This window comes from Methylobacterium sp. WCS2018Hpa-22 (assembly GCF_031843785.1).
Lineage (GTDB): Bacteria > Pseudomonadota > Alphaproteobacteria > Rhizobiales > Beijerinckiaceae > Methylobacterium.
Map to the genome: position 1 here is coordinate 104,739 of NZ_JAVTJA010000009.1, position 18,082 is coordinate 122,820.

The window sequence follows — 18,082 nt, forward strand, 5'->3', positions numbered from 1 at the left end:
CAAAGCCTGGCTTCGAGCGACCTCGGCCCCAGCCTCGCCGGAGACTTGCATCGCACCTCCGCGTTGACCCTCCCCGGCCCGCTCCCTAGGGTGCCCGGCCGCATCCGGCCGGTTCCGGCCGTCCCGTGTCTTCTCGCAGAACTGACGCCCATTCCATGTCCGCCCCGCCCGTCTCGTCTCCGCTCGCCCTCGACCCCGCCCTGGTGGAGGCCGCCGCCCATGCGGCTGCCTGGCCCTTCGAGGAGGCGCGCAAGCTCGTGGCGCGGCTGGAGCGCAAGCCGAAATCGGAAGTGCTGTTCGAGACCGGATACGGGCCGTCGGGCCTGCCGCATATCGGGACGTTCGGCGAGGTGGCCCGCACCTCCATGGTGCGCCACGCCTTCCGCGTGCTCACCAACGACAGCGTGCCCACGCGGCTCATCGCCTTCTCGGACGACATGGACGGCCTGCGCAAGGTGCCGGACAACGTGCCGAACAAGCAGATCCTGATCCCGGCGTTGAACCAGCCGCTCACCCGCGTGCCCGACCCGTTCGGCACGCATGACAGCTTCGGCGCGCACAACAATGCCGAGCTGCGCCGCTTCCTCGATGCCTTCGGCTTCGACTACGAGTTCCGCTCGGCCACCGAATGCTACAAGGCCGGCCTGTTCGACACGGCCCTGCTCACGGTGCTCGACCGTTACGAGGCCGTGATGGCGATCATGCTGCCGTCGCTCCGGGCCGAGCGTTCGGCGAGCTACTCGCCGTTCCTGCCGCTGCACCCGGAGACCGGGGAGGTGATGCAGGTCTCCATCGACGAGGTGCGGGTCTCCGCCGGCACCCTGGTCTGGCGCGACCCCAAGACCGGCACTGCCTACGAGACCCCGGTCACCGGCGGCCACGCCAAGCTGCAGTGGAAGCCGGATTGGGCGATGCGCTGGGTGGCGCTCGGCGTCGATTACGAGATGGCCGGCAAGGATCTGATCGATTCGGTGAAGCTCTCCGGCGAGATCGCCCGTGCCCTCGGCGGCGAGCCGCCGGAGGGATTCAACTACGAGCTCTTCCTCGATAAGGAGGGCAAGAAGATCTCGAAGTCGAAGGGCAACGGCCTGTCCATCGACGATTGGCTCGTCTACGGCACCGCCGACAGTCTTGCCCTGTTCATGTACAACAAGCCGCGCGAGGCCAAGCGCCTGTTCGTGGAGATGATCCCGCGTCAGGTCGACGATTACCTGAACTTCCTCGAGAAGTTCCCCGGCCAGGAGCCGGCGCAGCAGCTCGGCAACCCGGTCTGGCACCTGCATGCCGGCCATCCGCCGGCGGCCGAAGCCGTGGGCAAGGGCGGCTCGCTGAACTTCGCCATGTTGCTCAACCTCGCGGCTGTCGCCAATACCGAGGACCCGGCGGTGCTGTGGGGCTTCATCCGCCGCTACGATCCGGAGATCGGGCCGCAGACCCATCCGGTCCTCGACAAGCTGGTCGGCCATGCGCTCGCGTATTTCCGCGACCTCGTGCGTCCGGCCAAGACCTACCGCACGGCGACGGAGGAGGAGAGGGCGGCCCTCGCCGACCTGTCGCAGACGCTGGAGGCCCACAAGGGCTCCACCGATCCGGAAGGGCTGCAGGCCGTGGTCTACGAGGTCGGGCGGCGGCACTTCCCCGACCTGTCCGGCAAGGCCAAGAGCCCGGACGGACGGCCCGGCGTGTCGCAGGCCTGGTTCACCACCATCTACAACGTGCTGTTCGGCGAGGCGCGCGGACCGCGCTTCGGCTCGTTCATCGCGCTCTACGGAGTGGCGGAGACGCAGGCGCTGATCGAGAAGGCCCTGTCCGGCGCGTTCGTGCCGGCCTCGTCCGAGACGACCTCACTGGCGTGACCCTCGACCTCACCGATCATTCGCTGGACGGATGATCGGTGAGGTGAGTGCCGGGATCCCGGCTGGCATGCAGCATCGCCACGATCTCTACAGTCCCGGCCTCTTAGCGGAAGAAGATCAAGTAGCTTTCGCAAGGAAAGCTACTTAGGTCGCTCTGCAATTCCGGACGTGCCCGGCCGAGCCGTCCCGGGAGCGTCGCCAATCGATGGCATTGCCGGCGAAGTCGCGCAACGAACCCCTGTGCGGTGGTGAGGCTGCCACTGATTTCAGTGACGTGGCCAAGGACCGAGGATATCGACGAGGTTGGTTCGCGCGAAGGCGAGGAACCGAACCTTGCTCACTCCCCATAGCCTAGAGCCTTGAGTTCCGCACTCTTTGCCGCGAGCGCGGCATCGATCTCATCCTCGCTCGCGTCGCCGCCTGCCTCAACGGCCTCGCTCAAGGTCCGACGCAGGGCCTGGAGTTTCGCCTCGCGCTCTTCGACGAGGCGAAGGCCTTCGCGAACCACCTCACTCGCCGAGCCATAGCGGCCATCCTGCACGATGCGGGAGATAAACCTCTCCCACCGGTCGCCAACAGATACGTTCATGCCGTCCTCGCCTGTGAATCGATGCGAAGAATATCATAAACGGTGCATTTTTTGGTATGGGAGCGATTGAGAAGGGGCCGGAATCAGGCGATCCCACCGGCCCGTCTCCACCAACGGGGCCGTCGCCCTATTCCGCCCGTCCGAGCTGCCGCAGGCTCAACGCCCAGACCCGTTCCTGAAGCGCCTCGTCCTGTCCGAGGGACGAGGTCGGCACGGGGCGGCGCTTCGAAAAATACAGGCCGCTGACGCCCGCCACCTCCGGCGAGGTCGCCAGATGCAGGGAGGTCGCCGCCCCATCGGCCGGGTTGCTGAGGAAGGGCCGGATCAGTGACCAACCGACGCCGAACCATCCCCCGGTGCCGCCTGCGAACCCGCTGGCGATCACGCCGGGATGGAGCGAATTCACGGTGACACCCGTGCCGGCGAGGCGACGGGCGAGGGCGGCGGTGAAAAGCACGTTGCCGAGCTTGGCCTGGGAATAGGCCTTCCACGTGCCGTAGCGGCGCGCCCCGTCGAGATCCTCGAGATCGATCAGGCCGCGCTTATGCGCCCTCGAGGCGACGTTCACGATGCGAGCGGGCGCGCTCGCCTTCATCAGGTCGAGGAGGTCCAGGGTCAGCTGCATGTAGGCGAGATGGTCGAGCGCCCAGGTCCGCTCCAGGCCATCCACTGTCACGTGCCGGGCATCGAAGATGGCGCCGGCATTGTTCACGAGCACGTCGAGGCGCGAATAGAGCGCCCGCACCTCGGCGGAGAGATGCCGGATCTCCGCCTGCGAAGAGAGGTCGGCGAGAAATACGTCGATGACGGCGCCCGGCACCGCGTCGCGGATGCGGGACGCCGCCTCGTCGGTTCGGCCGGCATCACGGCCGACGATCCCGACACGGGCGCCCGCCCGTGCCAGCCCCAAGGCCGTCTCGTAGCCGATGCCCGAGGTGGCACCGGTCACGAGACAGATCTTTCCGGGAATGGGTACGGCGTTCGCCATGGACGTCACGAACTCCCGCCGGCCCGGTTACCGATCGGATGACCGCTTAGAAGACCGCCTGGCCGACAGCCAAAGCGAGCACCACGATCACGATGGCGATCACCAGGAACACACCGAACAGGATGCGCGACAGGGAGCGCGCGCCCGAGGCGATGCCGGTGAAGCCGAGGCCGCCCGCCAGGAGCGAGATGACGAAACAGATGAGGGCCCATTTGAGAAGGGTCATACGCGCAAAACTCCAGCGTGCGGAACGACCGATAACCCTCCTGTCGGGTCAAGCGTTCCGCTCAAGCTTGTGCGGCGTCGCGATGACGGGCGCGGCACCGGATTCGGCCTTCTCCAGGATGGTGGCGGCCAGCGCGTGATAGAGCCCTTCGCGGCAGATCAGCTTCGAGACCGCGTCGGCGATGAGGGCGGTGACCATGAGCGGGATCATCATCGCATGGTCCTGGGTCATCTCGGTGACGATGACGAAGGCGGTGATCGGCGCCTGGAGCGTGCCGGTGAGGTAGGCGACCATGCCGATGAGCACGAGCGCGCCGATGGGCACGCCCGCGAACAGGCCGTGCAGCCAGACGCCCATCCCCGCCCCGACGCTGAGGGAGGGGGCGAACAGGCCGCCGGGAATGCCGCTGATGGAGGAGAACACCGTCGCGAGGAATTTCAGCGGGGCATAGGCCGGATGCCCGGTATCGGTGCCGTGCAGCATGGCGCGGGCCTCCTCGTAGCCGGTGCCGTAGACCGTACCGCCGGAGGCGAGGCCGCAGAGGGCGACACCGAGCCCGCACAGGGCGCCGAACACGATGGGGTGGCGGCGGATGGCGCCACCGATCCGGCCGGGCAGCCCCCTGGCGAACAGGAGGGTGACGCGGCCGAACAGGCCGCCCGCGATGCCCCCGGCCACGCCGAGGATCGCCACGGCGAGCCACCCCGGCCCGAAGGGCAGGGCGGCCTTGGTGGTGCCGAAATAGGTGTAGTCGCCCTGGATCGCCAGCGCGGTCAGCCCGGCCGCGATGACGGTGGCGACGATGAGACCGCTGGTGCGCGCCTCGTAGGTCCGGCTCAACTCCTCGATGCCGAAGACGATGCCGGCGATGGGCGTGTTGAAGGCGGCGGCGACTCCCGCCGCGCCACCGGCGAGGAGGACACCCGGCAGGCGTTCCGCGTCGAGCCGGCCGAATGCCGCCATGATCGCGGCCCCCACCTGGACCGTCGGTCCCTCGCGCCCCGTCGAGGCGCCGCAGACGAGGCCCAGCGTCATGACCAGGATCTTGCCGAACGCCGTCTTGAGGGAGACCAGGGCGTTGCGGATCGCCGGGTCCTCCGTATGGCGCGCGGCGATCACCTGGGGAATCCCCGAGCCTTGCGAGTTCGGGAACACCCGAATGGCGAGCAGGATCGCGATGGCGAAGCCGAGCGGCGTCAGCACCAGGGCGACGAGGGGGGAGGGCGAGACGATCCAGCGGAATACTTCGTGCGCCCAATCGGCGAGCTTGGCCATCGCCACGGCGGCGAGCCCGACGCAAAGCCCCCCGAACAGGAACAGCAGGCGCTGCCGCCATAGCGGCGCCGCATCGGAGGCCGCGCCGCGCCAGCGGTCCAGTCGCCTGCGCGGCGGAGGGGAGGCGGGAGCGGGCTCAAGCATGATCGCCGGAGGGGCGATACGTCCATGAACCGACCCCGTCTTTCCGGGGCTGCGGAGCGGAGCCCGGAATCCAGGACCAGAGGTCGATCTTCATTCTGCTCCACCGGTGGTTCCGGATTCCGGGCTCGCCTCTGGCGCCCCGGAAAGACGGGAAGGATCACGGGCGTGTACGGCGCTTGTCCGGCACGAACCGAAGGCCCAGGGATACTTGCCAAGCAAGCACCCTCACGAAGCCAGGACACTCGCCAGGCGAAGCCCGCGACGCAAGGCGTGTACTGCCCCTCAGCTCGTCTCGAGCGGTGTCTTTCCCGCCTTCTCCTCAGCTTGGCAGAGTTCGCCGACGGTCTTGAGATAGGCCTTGGCGTCGAATTTCCGGAGCGAGTTCTCGCTCTGGTAGCGCACCGTCCCGAAGATCGGACGGCGCGCCCAGGGGCGGTCGTGCAGGCCGTAGACCCAGGCGACGTTGGTGAAGGAATTGGCGTCGCGCCCGTCGAGAAAGTAGCGGTTGTTGAGGCGCAGGGTGCGCTTGAAGCCTTCCTCCGCGCTCGGGGACCATTCGAGGATCTTCTTGCCCCAGTACATGCGCAAGTGGTTGTGCATGTAGCCGGTCACCCGCATCTCGGCCTGGGCGGCGTTCCAGTATTCGTCGTGGGTCTTGCCCTCGGCGAGTTCGGTCTCGGTGTAGAGGATGGGCCGCTCGTCATCGGCGTGTTCGGCCAGGGCCTTGCGCGCCCAGTCCGGCACCGCATGCTCGAAACTGTCGTAGCGCTCCGTGTAGTTCACATGGTTCATGGCGAGCTCCCGCCGCACCACGAGTTCCTCGAGATAGGAGGCCTTGTCCTCCGACGCACCCGCCTTCGAGGCCCGTACAGCCAGGGCGATCTCCACCGGCGAGATCTGCCCGAAATGCAGGTAGGGGCTCATATGCGAGGCGGCCCCCGCTTCGGGCCGGTTGCGGTCGGTGCCATAAGAGCCGAACGGCCCGGCGAGATAGGCCTTCAGGCGCCGGCGCGCCTCCGTCTCGCCGCCGGTGAAGCGCGTCACCGGAGCGACCTCGCGGTCGAGGCTCATTCCCGCCAGCACCGCCTCCGGGTCCGACACGTCGACCTCGCTCGTCGGCAGCCCGCGCCCGGCCTTGTGCTTCACGGCACGGGGTTTGAGCTCCTCCACATACTCGTCGAGGAGCTTCAGGATCTTGGGACGCAGGGTGCGGGCCGCGAATTCATGCTTCGGGGAGGCGACCTCCACCGGCACCACCACGTCCCCCTCCACCTGGACGACGCGGATCGTCACGGCTTTCGCGATCTCGCCGTACCAGCGCTTCTGGATGGCGAGATAGCCCCGGTCGAGGACGAGGAGGGCCGCCTTGGCCGAAAGGTCGATGGCGATCTCGGCCGGCGAGGCCTTGCGCATCACGAAATGGATGCCGCGCGCCTCCAGCCCTGCCTTCGCGTCGGCGAGCCCCTGCAGCAGGAAGGCGTAGTGGCGCGCATTGGCTTCGGGAAACCCGTTGGCGCCGTCGAGAAGTCCGAAACAGACGACGACGGGAAGGCCGAGCCGGTTGGCCTCCTCCATGGCGAGTTCCAGGGCCGGGTTGCAATGGGCGCGGTTGGCCTGCTGCAGCAGGTAGAGGACGTAGGAGCCGTCCGCATCGGGTTCGGCGTCGTTCAAGTCCCGTATTCGCTTCGCCTGGATCGCCATCGTGTGTCACCGCCCCGTTTCCGTCGAAGTTTGCTCTCCCGCCAAGCGGAAGGTGAAGATGAATGATCTCGCGAGGTGCGGGTCAGGGAGATGGAAACGCCAGAATTCGTAGCGTTCCACCCAATGCAGAGGCCGGGTTTCCGAATGCACTCATCGGCTTGCATCACACGGATGACCAGGAAGACTGGGGCTGATCTTGGCCTGCGACATTTTCGTTACAGCGGGATTAGGAAGTGCGACGCCACACGAAAACAGATGGCTCCGTTGCACGAACGGCCTTGCATTTCCGCCCAGGACGCTCAGATTGTGCATTGCGGGAACGCGATGGCGTCGCGCTCCCGCTGCCCTTCTTGGGCGTTTCCTCCCTAGACTTCGGGCCGCTCTTCGGAGCGGCCTTTTTTCTGTCCGCAGCCGCGCAGCGCCCGTCAGCACGGGGTGCTCATCCGCGAGCGCGGGCCCGGATCATGAAATTGTCGTAGGTGTATTCCGCCACCTGGAACCAGAGATATTCCTCGTTCCGGAAGGTCTTCATCGCCTCGTAGATGCGCTTGAAATCGGCGTTCTTGGCAGAAATCTCGGCATAGACGTCGTTGGAATGCTTCAGGGCCGTCTCCATGACGTCCTGGGGGAAGGGCCGGAGCTGTGCGCCGGCGGCCACCAGACGGCGCAGAGCGCGGGGGTTGCGCGCATCGTATTTTGCCAGGACTTCGGCATGGGCCTGGGCGGCGGCGGCCTGGAGAATGGCGCGATAGGCCTTCGGCAAGGCTTTCCAGGCCTCGGCGCCGATCCAGAAATGCAGCATCGCGCTCCCTTCCCAGAAGCCGGGGTAATGGTAGGTGGGCGCCACCTTCTGCAATCCGAGCTTCTCGTCGTCGTAGGGGCCGATCCACTCCGCCGCATCGAGGGCCTTCGATTCGAGGCCGGCATAGATCTCCGGCCCCGGCGTCGTCTGGGGCACCGCGCCGAACTTCGCCAGCACCTGACCACCGAGACCCGCGATGCGGATCTTCATGCCCTGGAGATCGGACGCGCTCTTCACCTCCCGGCGGAACCAGCCACCCATCTGCGCCCCGGTATTCCCGCCGGGGAGGCTCACGAGACCATGCTTGGCGAAGACCTCCGCGAACAGGTCGGCTGCGCCGCCCTGGAGCCACCATGCATTCTGGCCGCGGGCATTGAGGCCGAAGGGCAGGGCGGAGGCGAGAGCGAAGGTCGGGTCCTTGCCGCTGCCGAGGGTGGCCGGCGCGTGTCCCATCTCCACCGTCGCGGCGGACACCGCATCGATCACGCCCTCGCTCGGGACCGGCTCACCCGGCGCAAGCACCTGGATCTGGAAACGACCGTCCGTCGCCTCGGCCACGAGGCGCGCGAGCGTCTCCGGCGCGCCGAACAGGACATCGAGGGATTTCGGATAGTGGGAGGCCAGCCGCCAGCGCGTCTCGGGCATCGTCTCGGCCCGGGCTCTCCCCATCGACAGGGCGGCGGCACCGCCCAATCCGGCGGCGAGCAGGCTGCGGCGCGCAGGGTGTGAGGCCATGACAACTCGCTTCAAAAACTCGCTTCCCCCGTCTCTCGGTCCGTTCACGAACGGGGCAGGAGGCAAAACGATCCGATATTCCTTCGCGCGCCCTTCCTTCGGCCTCACCGGCCGAACTGCGTCAGGGAGGGGGCGCGTAGGTGAAGCTCCCGTCCTTCCAGACATAGAGCACGTAGCCCTGGGCGGTGACGTCGCCCTTGCCGTCGAAACCGACCGAACCGAGGACGAGATCGAACCGCTCCGTATGGAGCGCGGAGACGATGCGGCGTGCATCCGTGCTGCGGGCGAAGTTCCCCGCCTCCAGCAGGGCCTGAAGGGCGGCGTAGCCATAGATCGTCGAGCCCTCCACGTCGCCGCCCTGCGCCTTGAGCGCCTGGACCACGGCAGCCGCCTCCGGCTTGCGGCGCGGATCGAGGTAGAAGGTCATCAGCACGCCGTTGCTGGCCGGCCCGGCCGCGGTGGCGAAATCCTGCGTGGCGATGGCGGAGGTGCCGAACCATTGCGGCCGGAAGCCCCGTTCCGCCGAGATCCGCACGAGGCGGCCCATTTCGAGGGCGTCGCCCCCGTAATAGGCCACCGAGATCCCCGCTTCCTTCAGCCGGTCTGCCAGGGCCGCATCGTCCGCGTCGCTGGCGACGAAGGCGGTCGCCAGGGCCTCGTTGATGCCGATCCGGTTGAGGTTGTCCTTGGTGGCGGCGGCGAGCGCCCGGGAGCCGGGGCTCTGGTCGTTGAGGATGGCGATCTTCTTGTCGCGGAAACGCTCCGCCAGCACCGTGGCCGAGAGCTTGGCCTGATCGTCGTCGCGCCCGCATACCCGGAACACGTTCTGGAGGCCGCGATCGGTGAGCTTGGCGGCGACGGACGCCGCCGTGACCATGGCGATGCCGTTGGCGGCATAGACTTCGGACGCCGCCAGCGAGGCGTTGGAACAGACATGGCCCACGACGAGGCGCACATCGCTCGCGGCATAATGCTTGGCGACTCCCACGGCCTTGTTGGAATCGCAGGCATCGTCCTGGACGTCGAGCTGGATCGTCTGCCCGGCGAGGCCGCCCTTGGCATTGGCGTCCCGCACCGCGGCGCGAACCCCACGAAGAACCTGCTCGCCGACGGCGACATAGGCACCCGATTGCGGAACCGCCACGCCGACGGTCACGTCGGCATGGGCGGGAGCGACGGCCAGGAACACGGCGAGACTTCCGCACGCGGCGCTTCGCGTGGTGACAGCGGATCTCGACAGCGTGGTGGCGGCCTTGCGCCGCGAGGCCAGATGGCGGGCCACGCTCGCCAGCCCGAAAAAGCAGGCCACCCGTCTCATCCTCATGTCGCCTCGCCCCAAAACCCGTCCGGTCCACTCTTAAGACGAGCGGGCCCTACGAGTTGCCCCCCGGCACCCATGGCATCGTCGAGCCGTGAGGCAAGGCGGTCCATAACGCAAGTGCGTGCAAGACCCCGCGTGGTCGGTGCGGAACCGAACCGCCCCGGCGCATGACGATCCGACCCATGACGATCCGGCCGGCCTCAGTCGAAGGAACCGCCGACGCGTACGCCGGTCATGACCGGCTGGGCCGCCGCCGAGAAGACGGAGAGGACCTTCTTGATCTCGGTGAACGGCGCGTTCGAAACGTAGACCATGTCGCGGTTGCGCATGCGGAAGGCCTGGGTGAGGAACAGGCTGTTCGGGTCGCGCATGTCGACGCGATAGACCACGGGAACGAGAGGTGTCCCGAGAAGCGGGCTTCCGGGCTTCAGGCGGCGGACCACCGCCGCCGGCTCGAAGCGGAAGATGAAGGTCCCGGTCGGATCGGCATCGGCATCGCGCTGACCGCGTGCCTTGGCCAGCGCCTGCGCCAACGTGATGCCCTCGGCCTGGAACGGGATTTCCGTGGCCTGACCCAGCGCGCCGACCGCCAGGAAGGTCTGGGGATCGCGCACCAGGGTGAGGTTGTCGTTGGGGCGCAGGTAGATGTTTTCCTTGGGGTTCGACACCACCGTCGTCAGCGGCACCGTCGCCGTCGTACCGCCCCGCGACAGGCGCACGAAGGTCTCGTTGACGGGCGTCTTGACCCCGCCTGCGGTGGCGATGACGTCGAGGATGCGATCGCCCTGGGTACCGAGCGGGACGCGGGCGCCGCCGATGGATTCACCACCGACCGTCACCGATTGCGAAACCGGCCGGGTCACGGTGACGATCACCTGAGGCTGGATCGCCTTGCCGGCGAGCTCCGTCTCGATCAACGCCTGGACGTCCTGCGTCCGCCGTCCGGCCACCTGGATCCGGCCGGCATAGGGGATCGAGATCGCGCCGTCGCGCGAGACGACCTGCTCGGGCAGCTGCGCCGCCTTCGAGCCGGCGGAGAATGAATTGACCGTGAGCGGGCCCGAGAACAGGCCGCCCGAACCTGCTTCGAACACCGAGACAGCCACGGCGTCGCCGATGCCGATCACGGATTCCGCCGGAGCGCGACGATCGCCGAAGGATGCGAACAGGCTATCGAGGGAGCGTCCGCGCAGGGCCTCCACCACGGCGGAGTTCATGTCGATGAGTTCGTAGCGGGCGAAGGTCCCTTCGCTCGTCGCCTGATCCGCGCCGTCCACCACGGCCGTGGTCGACGGACCGGCGGCGGGCAGGAAAGCGCCGCATCCCGACACCGAAAGCGTGGTGATAAGGACGATAGGCAGAGTGCGCATGCAGTTTCGCCTGTCGGTTTCTCTCATCCGCTGCCTAAACCAAAGCCTTGTCACTGTCCGTGGCGGGTTGGACACAGTGCCGTCCCGTCGGGACGCGTGCAACGGATCGTCCCCGATACCCACATGCCGAGCTCCTGGACTTGCCGCCGGGGCTTCGCAACGGACGACGTACGGGGCTACTTGGCCGCATCTGTCTCGTCTTACTGCCGAAATCGCTCGACGGTGGGCGGATCGGCGTGCGAATTTCCCGACCTACGAGCAGGGGGCACCTGCGAGGACAGCCGAGCAGGATGCCTTTGTCTGACACGATCCCCGACCGCCCTCCCGGCGCGCGCGCCGAGCGGACCCACGGTGACGGCGCACGAAGCCCCGTGCGGCGCCGGCATGTCTTCTATGTGCCGGGCTACGATCCGGAAGGGCGTACCCGCTACCGCATGCTGTTCGTGCGTGAGCTGACGCTCCATGCCAAGAGGTTCGGTGAGCCCAAGCGCCGCCCCGGACGCGCGGTCATGGGAGCGGACGGGCTTTCCCAGCGCTGGACCGTGGCCGCCGAACCGGAGGTCGGCGGAGCGGAGACGAGCTACGACGTCCTGCTCTGGGACGACATCGTGCTCAAGGATTTCGCCCGCTGGCGCATCGTCAGCGTCCTCCTGCTGTTCGCGGGCAGCCTCCAGGCCATCGTCACCGGCATGGCGGTGAAGTTCTACCGGCTGAACTGGAAATACGGCAACGTCATCCTCTATCCGCTCGGCCTGATCGTCATCCTCACCCTCGTGAGCGGCCTGATCGCACATCAGATCCATGCTCATCTGGGAGATGGATTCGGGCACAGCCTGCAATGGCCGGCCTGGGTGACGGTGCCGCTGGGCCTCGCGGCCGGCCTCGTCTGGATCAAATCCCTCGATGCCCTGCTGGAACGCGCGTTCTTCTGGCAATTACTCAACGACTGGGTCTTCAACTGGCAGCACGGCCAGGGCCGGCGGCGCGACTACGAAACCCGCGTCGACGCTTTCGCCGCCCTGGTCGTGAACCGCCTCGCGGCATTCCGGGCGGAGGGTACGGAGCTCGACGAAGTGCTCATCCTCGGCCATTCGACCGGCGCGCTCACGGCGGTGGAAGTCTCCGCCCGCGTGCTCGCCGCCGATCCGGCGATCGGCACGGGAACGACGGCCTTTTCCTTGCTGACCCTCGGCTCGGGCCTGCCCATCGTCGCGCTGCAGAAGGAGGCGCGCAGGGTGCAATCGGACATCGCGAGCCTCGTCGTCTCGGAGCGGATCGTCTGGGTCGATTATTACGCCCCCCAGGACTGGATGAACTTCCCCGATTTCGATCCGGTGGAGCGCCTGCCCCTCGACCTCGGCGGCCGCCCCCCGCGCAACCCGCTGGTGCGCTCGGCCAAGTTCCGTGAGATCATCGACCCGGAAACCTACCTCAAAGTGCGATGGCGGCCGTTCCGGATGCATTTCCAGTTTCTCTTCGCCAACGATCGTCGCGGCGAATACGACTTCTTCGCCATGGCGCTCGGCCCGCAGCGCCTGCGGGACCGGGTGAAAGGCCCCCGGATCGACACCGGCACGGCGACCGGGTCTTGAGCATCGAACCGGATCAGGGCCCGCCTCGAATTTTCATCGTGATGGGCGTCTCGGGCTCGGGCAAGAGCACGATCGCCGGGCTATTGGCCGAGCGCCTCGGGTGGGATTTCGTCGATGGTGACGCCTTCCACAGCGCGGAACACGTGGCCAGGATGCGGGATGGCCACGCCCTCGACGATGCCGACCGCGCCCCATGGCTGGCGGCGATGTCGGCCTGGATCGGCACACGCCTGGAGACCGGCAAACCGGGCGTTCTCGCCTGCTCGGCCCTGAAGCGGGCCTATCGCGATGCGCTCGTCCAGGGGCGGGCGGGCATTCGCATCGTCTATCTCGACGGCGACCGCGACCTGATCGCGGCCCGCATCGCCCGGCGCACCGGCCACTTCATGCCGGGTGCCCTCCTCGACAGCCAATTCGCCACGCTCGAACCGCCGCGCCCGGAGGAGGGCGCGCTGGCGGTGCCGATCGTCGGCAGCGCGGAGGCCATCGTGGCAACGATCCTGGACCGATCGGGTTTGCAGCCCGACGATCCCATCAGACAGGACACAGCATGATGTCGGGCCCTCCCTCCGGCGACCGGGCGATCGCCTTCGTGATCTCCGACGTGGACGGAACCCTCGTCACCTCCGACAAGAGCCTGACCCAGCGCAGCCGGGACGCCGTCCGGCGGCTCGACGCGGCGGGCATCGGTTTCACCATCGCCTCCGCCCGGCCGCCGATGGGGCTCACCTCGCTGATCGCCGACCTCGGCCTGCGTCATCCGATCGGCGCCTTCAACGGCAGCACCCTGCTCGCCCCGGATGGGCAGATCCTCGTCGAACATCTCCTCCCGGAGGAGACGGCCCGCCAGGCCGTGCGGCTCCTCGACGGGCTCGGCCTCGATATCTGGGTGTTCGCGCGGGGGCAGTGGAACCTGCGCGACCCCCATGGGCCCTATACCGATCTCGAACGCCGGACCCTCCAGGCCGAACCCACCCGCGTCGAGGATCTCGGTCCCCTTCTCGTGGGCGCATCCAAGATCGTCGGCGTCAGCGCCGATCCCGATCATCTGGCCGCATGCGAGAGCCGGGTCGCCGAGGCTCTGGGACACGGCGCCGACGTCCATCGCTCCCAGGCCTATTATCTCGACGTGACGCCGTACGGGCAGGGCAAGGGGACATTCGTCGACGAGATCGCGCGCCGCCTCGGGATTCCTCATGCACGGATCGCGACCCTCGGCGATGCCGCCAACGACGTGGCGATGTTCGCACGCAGCGGGTTCTCGGTGGCCATGGGCAATGCCGATGAGGCGGTGAAACGGGCCGCGTCGGCGGTGACGTCGGGAAATGACGAGGACGGGTTCGCAAAAGCGGTGGATGAATTTCTCTTGACGCGCTGACGCGCAAACCCCGCCGATCCTCGTCCCGTACGGCTCAGCTCGTTGGCAATGCTGGCGAATCCGCCGGGCCACGGGCCGGGGTCGCGTTCAGGCCTGTGCCATGTGCGCCACAGCACGCGGAGAAACGGCTCCGCTTTCCCGCAATCATGACAGTGGAGCCGCCTTCCGGCCTCATTTGGCCTCGACCCTTGGCCTCAGATCAAGAACGACGCCACCGGGTCTCCGAATGAATCAGCGCCTCCTGCTCCTCGCCGTGGCTGCGGCCGTCCTGCCGGGCCCGGTTCTCGGCCAAGGCACCCCGGCCCGCGACAACATCGATGCGCTGATCGAGGAGCAGGCAAAGGCAAACGGTGTCCCGGCGAGCTTCGTCCACCAGGTCGTCAAGCGCGAAAGCAACTACAATCCCAACGCGAAGGGCGGCAGCGCCCTCGGCCTGATGCAGATCAAACATGCCACCGCACGCGGCATGGGATATCGCGGGGATGCGGCGGGTCTCTACGATCCGAAGATCAATCTTCGTTACGGCATTGCCTATCTCGCCGGCGCCTATCGCACCGCCAAGGGCAACACCCACCAAGCCTATACTTATTACAACCGGGGCTATTACTACGCCGGCAAGCGCCAGGGCACCCTGGTCGCCGGCATCGAGGACACCACGGCCGCCTCGCCGCAATCGAGCGCGGCCTTCAGCGACGTGTTCACCCGTGGCTTCGGCGCGCAGCGCAAGGCGCAGCCCGATGCGAACGTCACCGCCGCCGGAACGGCCCTGGCCTATGCTCCGAGTCTGACCACTCCGCCCGTGCCGACCGAGCTGGTGGAAGTCCCGCTGCCGCCGCGCCGGCCGGCCGCCTTGTCCGGCCTCGCGCCGGCCGTGGCGGAGATCGGCCCCGCCCATGCGCCGGCCGCCACCCCTCAGGCCACGGCCTTGGCCGCCCTGTCGGTGAATCCGGCAATGCCCCAGCCGGCCGCCGTCGCGGGCGCCGCCGAGTTCTCCGTGACGGAGAAAGTGGAAGTGCCGCTGCCGCCGCGTCGTCCTTCGGCGGTCGTTCTGGCCTCGGTGGGCCGCCCGATCGTCGCGAAGAAGGCGCCGACACCCGGCACCATCATGGAAGCCTCGGCGCTTCCGCCCAGCCAGTAGGCCCTCGAAAGCCCGTCACCGCGTCGAGCGCCTTACCCGAAAGGCGGCAAGTGCCCCGTCTGTCCCTGATCGGGACAAAGCTGAAACCATTCAGAAACAAACATACGTGAATGTTCTCCTGTCATGCCGATTGCGGCGGGGACACGCATGTTTCGCTTGCGTATGCTCTCTTTCGACATCACATGGTGCAGTGCGGCATCGAGAGCGCATGAGGTTGCAAGATCAGGCTTCCAACGCGGAGCTTGAAGTGCAAGTCTTGTACATCGGGCCCCAAACTGACGATTGTGAAGCCTCGTCACGAGCCTGATCTTGGTCGAACGACCATGGCATGAAGGATCGCGACCGGCGCTTGGGAGCCTGCTGCAATCGATCTCGCCGGTACGAATTTCGTTCCGAGCCAAGATCGCGTGGCGGGATATGGTGAGGCCATCAGCCTCCGGGACGGTCAGGTCCGGGACGCGAACACGGAAGACGGACGACGGCATGGCCGGCGCGGCTGAACAAGAATCGATTTTTCTGGCCGAACTCGGTCGGCGTGTGAGGCATGCGCGGACAGTGCGCGGCCTTTCGCGGAAACTCCTCTCCCAGACCTCGGGTCTGTCGGAGCGCTACATTGCACAGCTCGAAAGCGGGCAGGGCAACGTGTCGATCATCCTGCTACGTCGCGTGGCGGATGCCATGGGCGTGCGGCTCGACGACATGATCGCCGTGCAGGACACCCCGCCTGACTGGCACGTGATCCGCGACCTTCTCGGTTCGGCATCGGCGGAACAGATCACCCTGGCGAAGGGCATCCTGTCCGGCCACGCCATGTCCAACGGTGACACCCCGATGCCGCGGGTGGCCCTGGTCGGCCTGCGCGGAGCGGGCAAATCGACCCTCGGCCGCCGGGTGGCGGAACGCCTGGGCTGGACCTTCATCGAGCTCAACGCCGAGATCGAGCGTGAGAACGCGCTCTCGGTGAAGGAGATCTTCGCGATCTACGGCCAGGAAGGGTATCGCCGCCTCGAACAGGCTGCCTTGCGCCGGCTCACCGAACATCCCGGCCCGATGATCCTGGCCACCAGCGGCGGCATCGTCGCCGAGCCCCTGACTTACGACCTGCTTCTCCAGGCCTTCTTCACCGTCTGGCTCAGGGCGAAGCCCGAGGAGCACATGCAGCGCGTGCGCGACCAGGGCAAGCTCGCCACCACGGGCGACCATGCCTCCGCCATGCAGGAACTGCGTGCCGTGCTGCTCAGCCGCGAGCCGCTCTATGCCCGCGCTCCGGCGGTGGTGGATACGTCCGACGTTCCCCTGGAAGAGATGATCGACCGGCTCGCCGCCGTGATCGATGCGCGTTTCGGATCGGTCGATTTCCGGCGCAGCGCCTGACACGCTGAGTAACACCGAGAGGTGGTTCGGGAAGGTAGCTCAGGAAATCCCCTTGATACGGGGGCGGCCTTTCCCCACGCTATGGGACGCACCCAAGGGGAACGGAGTGCTCCGTTCTCCTTTGTACCCCGGGGAGAGTGTTCTCCCGTATCGGCTCCCGGCACGGCCGTCCGGCCCCTGACATGGCGATCCGGCCGCATAGGCCCCGCCCGCCATAGACCCCGCATCGCGGAGGAATCCATGTCCGCCAGCCCCTTCTCGAATCCCGCAATCGGGAACGAAGCCATCGCCGGCACCGTCGATCCGGTCTGGTCGCGCCTGCGCGGCGAGGCCGAAGCCGTGGTTCGCGAGGAACCTCAACTCGCCTCCTTCATCGTGGCGACGATCCTCAACCAGGCGACGCTCGAAGCCGCCGTGTCCCACCGGGTCGCCGCGCGCCTCGGCCATCCGTCGCTTCCGGCCGAGCTCGTGGCGCATGGATTTCACGAGGCCATCGCCGCCGACCCGCGCATCGGCGACAGCTTCCGCGCCGATATCGGGGCCGTGCTGGACCGTGACCCTGCGGCGGGCCGCGCCATCGAACCCGTGCTGTACTTCAAGGGATTTCACGCCATCCAGGCGCACCGGCTGGCGCATTGGTACTGGACCAGCGGCCGGCGAGACCTGGCGCTCTACCTGCAGAGCCGCTCGTCCGAGGTCTTCCAGACCGACATCCATCCCGCCGCCCGCATCGGACGCGGTATCTTCCTCGACCATGCCACCGGCGTCGTCGTCGGCTCCACCGCCGTGATCGAGGACGACGTCTCGATCCTGCACGCCGTGACCCTGGGCGGCACCGGCAAGCAAGGCAGCGATCGCCACCCCAAGATCCGCCGCGGCGTCATGATCGGTGCCGGCGCCAAGATCTTGGGCAACATCGAAGTCGGCGAATATGCCCGCGTCGCGGCCGGTTCCGTGGTCCTGCGCCCGGTGCCGGCCCACACCACGGTGGTGGGCGTGCCCGCCCGCGTGGTCGGCACCGCCGGCTGCGCCGAGCCGGCGCGCGCCATGGACCAGTTCGTCAATATCGACCAGTTCATCCACATGGCCGAGGGCATCTGAACCGGCGGCCCGCGCGTGCCCGCTGCGACTTGCCCATGGCGAAGCGGCGTGGCAAGCGGTGCCCATCCGGAGGGACTCGGTCGCTCGAAGCGAGCCCGGCCTCCACCGACCATCGACGAATCAAGAGGCGAACGCGTGAACAAGACCGACATCACGAAGGTCCAGGACTATATGCGCCGGACATTCGCCAACACGAATATCCGTCTCGTCGCGCGCCCCAAGAAGGACGATTCCGCCGAGGTCTATATCGGCGAGGAATTCCTCGGCGTGGTCTCAGTCGATGACGAGGACGGCGATCGCTCGTTCAACTTCGCCATGGCGATCCTCGACATCGATCTCGAAGACTAAAGCCGAAGCAGCCATAGAATCGCGCAAGCCGGTCGCGGACGTTCGCAAGCCGCGACCAGCACAATGCCCGAATGCACGTAGTCCTCCCTGTGCGTCGGCTCGCCCCGACGCCGGGACATCCTTAACAACTCGTAAACGCTCTGG

At 67.3% G+C, this 18,082-nt stretch carries 16 protein-coding genes; 8 read left to right on the top strand and 8 right to left on the bottom strand.

What is annotated here, in order from left to right:
• Nucleotides 1–155: 155 nt before the first annotated feature.
• Nucleotides 156–1,856 (top strand): lysine--tRNA ligase, encoded by a 1,701-nt coding sequence (locus tag RQI43_RS13700; protein WP_311275498.1) that lies wholly within the window; start codon nucleotides 156–158, stop codon nucleotides 1,854–1,856.
• Between the two features lie 337 nt (nucleotides 1,857–2,193).
• Here the strand turns inward: RQI43_RS13700 and RQI43_RS13705 are convergent, their stop codons facing one another.
• From RQI43_RS13705 to RQI43_RS13740, 8 genes are all read right to left on the bottom strand, one after another.
• Nucleotides 2,194–2,445, bottom strand: coding sequence for a type II toxin-antitoxin system ParD family antitoxin (locus RQI43_RS13705; RefSeq protein WP_207413922.1), 252 nt, complete (start codon nucleotides 2,443–2,445; stop codon nucleotides 2,194–2,196).
• A 127-nt stretch (nucleotides 2,446–2,572) separates the two neighbouring features.
• Entirely contained in the window at nucleotides 2,573–3,433 is an 861-nt protein-coding gene (locus RQI43_RS13710) for an SDR family oxidoreductase (RefSeq protein ID WP_311275499.1), read from the bottom strand.
• Between the two features lie 46 nt (nucleotides 3,434–3,479).
• Nucleotides 3,480–3,659, bottom strand: a complete 180-nt coding sequence (locus RQI43_RS13715) for a DUF1328 domain-containing protein (protein ID WP_018044058.1) — start codon at nucleotides 3,657–3,659, stop codon at nucleotides 3,480–3,482.
• A 48-nt stretch (nucleotides 3,660–3,707) separates the two neighbouring features.
• Entirely contained in the window at nucleotides 3,708–5,078 is a 1,371-nt protein-coding gene (locus RQI43_RS13720) for a chloride channel protein (RefSeq protein ID WP_311275500.1), read from the bottom strand.
• Nucleotides 5,079–5,360: 282 nt separating this feature from the next.
• Nucleotides 5,361–6,779: a deoxyribodipyrimidine photo-lyase gene (locus tag RQI43_RS13725; protein WP_311275501.1), complete on the bottom strand. Its 1,419-nt coding sequence runs from the start codon at nucleotides 6,777–6,779 to the stop codon at nucleotides 5,361–5,363.
• Nucleotides 6,780–7,218: 439 nt separating this feature from the next.
• Nucleotides 7,219–8,316, bottom strand: a complete 1,098-nt coding sequence (locus tag RQI43_RS13730; RefSeq protein ID WP_311275502.1) for a TRAP transporter substrate-binding protein DctP — start codon at nucleotides 8,314–8,316, stop codon at nucleotides 7,219–7,221.
• A gap of 121 nt (nucleotides 8,317–8,437) precedes the next feature.
• Nucleotides 8,438–9,505 (bottom strand): branched-chain amino acid ABC transporter substrate-binding protein, encoded by a 1,068-nt coding sequence (locus RQI43_RS13735; protein ID WP_311275582.1) that lies wholly within the window; start codon nucleotides 9,503–9,505, stop codon nucleotides 8,438–8,440.
• 332 nt (nucleotides 9,506–9,837) lie between these two features.
• Nucleotides 9,838–11,007: a polysaccharide biosynthesis/export family protein gene (locus tag RQI43_RS13740; protein WP_056429361.1), complete on the bottom strand. Its 1,170-nt coding sequence runs from the start codon at nucleotides 11,005–11,007 to the stop codon at nucleotides 9,838–9,840.
• 290 nt (nucleotides 11,008–11,297) lie between these two features.
• On the opposite strand from RQI43_RS13740, the gene RQI43_RS13745 reads away from it, so the two are divergent.
• The 7 genes from RQI43_RS13745 (at nucleotide 11,298) to RQI43_RS13775 (ending at nucleotide 17,938) form a co-directional block, all read left to right on the top strand.
• Nucleotides 11,298–12,599: an alpha/beta hydrolase gene (locus RQI43_RS13745; protein ID WP_311275503.1), complete on the top strand. Its 1,302-nt coding sequence runs from the start codon at nucleotides 11,298–11,300 to the stop codon at nucleotides 12,597–12,599.
• Complete coding sequence (locus tag RQI43_RS13750; protein WP_405030618.1) at nucleotides 12,596–13,153, top strand: gluconokinase; 558 nt, start codon at nucleotides 12,596–12,598, stop codon at nucleotides 13,151–13,153. Before RQI43_RS13745 ends, RQI43_RS13750 begins: the two co-directional genes overlap by 4 nt.
• Nucleotides 13,153–13,977, top strand: coding sequence for a Cof-type HAD-IIB family hydrolase (locus tag RQI43_RS13755; RefSeq protein WP_311275584.1), 825 nt, complete (start codon nucleotides 13,153–13,155; stop codon nucleotides 13,975–13,977). The genes RQI43_RS13750 and RQI43_RS13755 overlap by 1 nt, the downstream gene beginning before the upstream one ends.
• A gap of 226 nt (nucleotides 13,978–14,203) precedes the next feature.
• Nucleotides 14,204–15,115 carry a transglycosylase SLT domain-containing protein gene (locus tag RQI43_RS13760; protein WP_311275504.1) on the top strand — a complete coding sequence of 304 codons (912 nt, stop codon included), beginning with the start codon at nucleotides 14,204–14,206 and terminating at the stop codon, nucleotides 15,113–15,115.
• A gap of 417 nt (nucleotides 15,116–15,532) precedes the next feature.
• Nucleotides 15,533–16,489: a helix-turn-helix transcriptional regulator gene (locus tag RQI43_RS13765; RefSeq protein ID WP_082470531.1), complete on the top strand. Its 957-nt coding sequence runs from the start codon at nucleotides 15,533–15,535 to the stop codon at nucleotides 16,487–16,489.
• 240 nt (nucleotides 16,490–16,729) lie between these two features.
• Entirely contained in the window at nucleotides 16,730–17,590 is an 861-nt protein-coding gene (gene cysE / locus RQI43_RS13770) for a serine O-acetyltransferase (RefSeq protein ID WP_056429370.1), read from the top strand.
• Between the two features lie 135 nt (nucleotides 17,591–17,725).
• On the top strand, nucleotides 17,726–17,938 hold the full coding sequence (locus RQI43_RS13775) for a DUF3126 family protein (protein WP_027173107.1): 213 nt from the start codon (nucleotides 17,726–17,728) through the stop codon (nucleotides 17,936–17,938).
• Nucleotides 17,939–18,082: the final 144 nt, after the last annotated feature.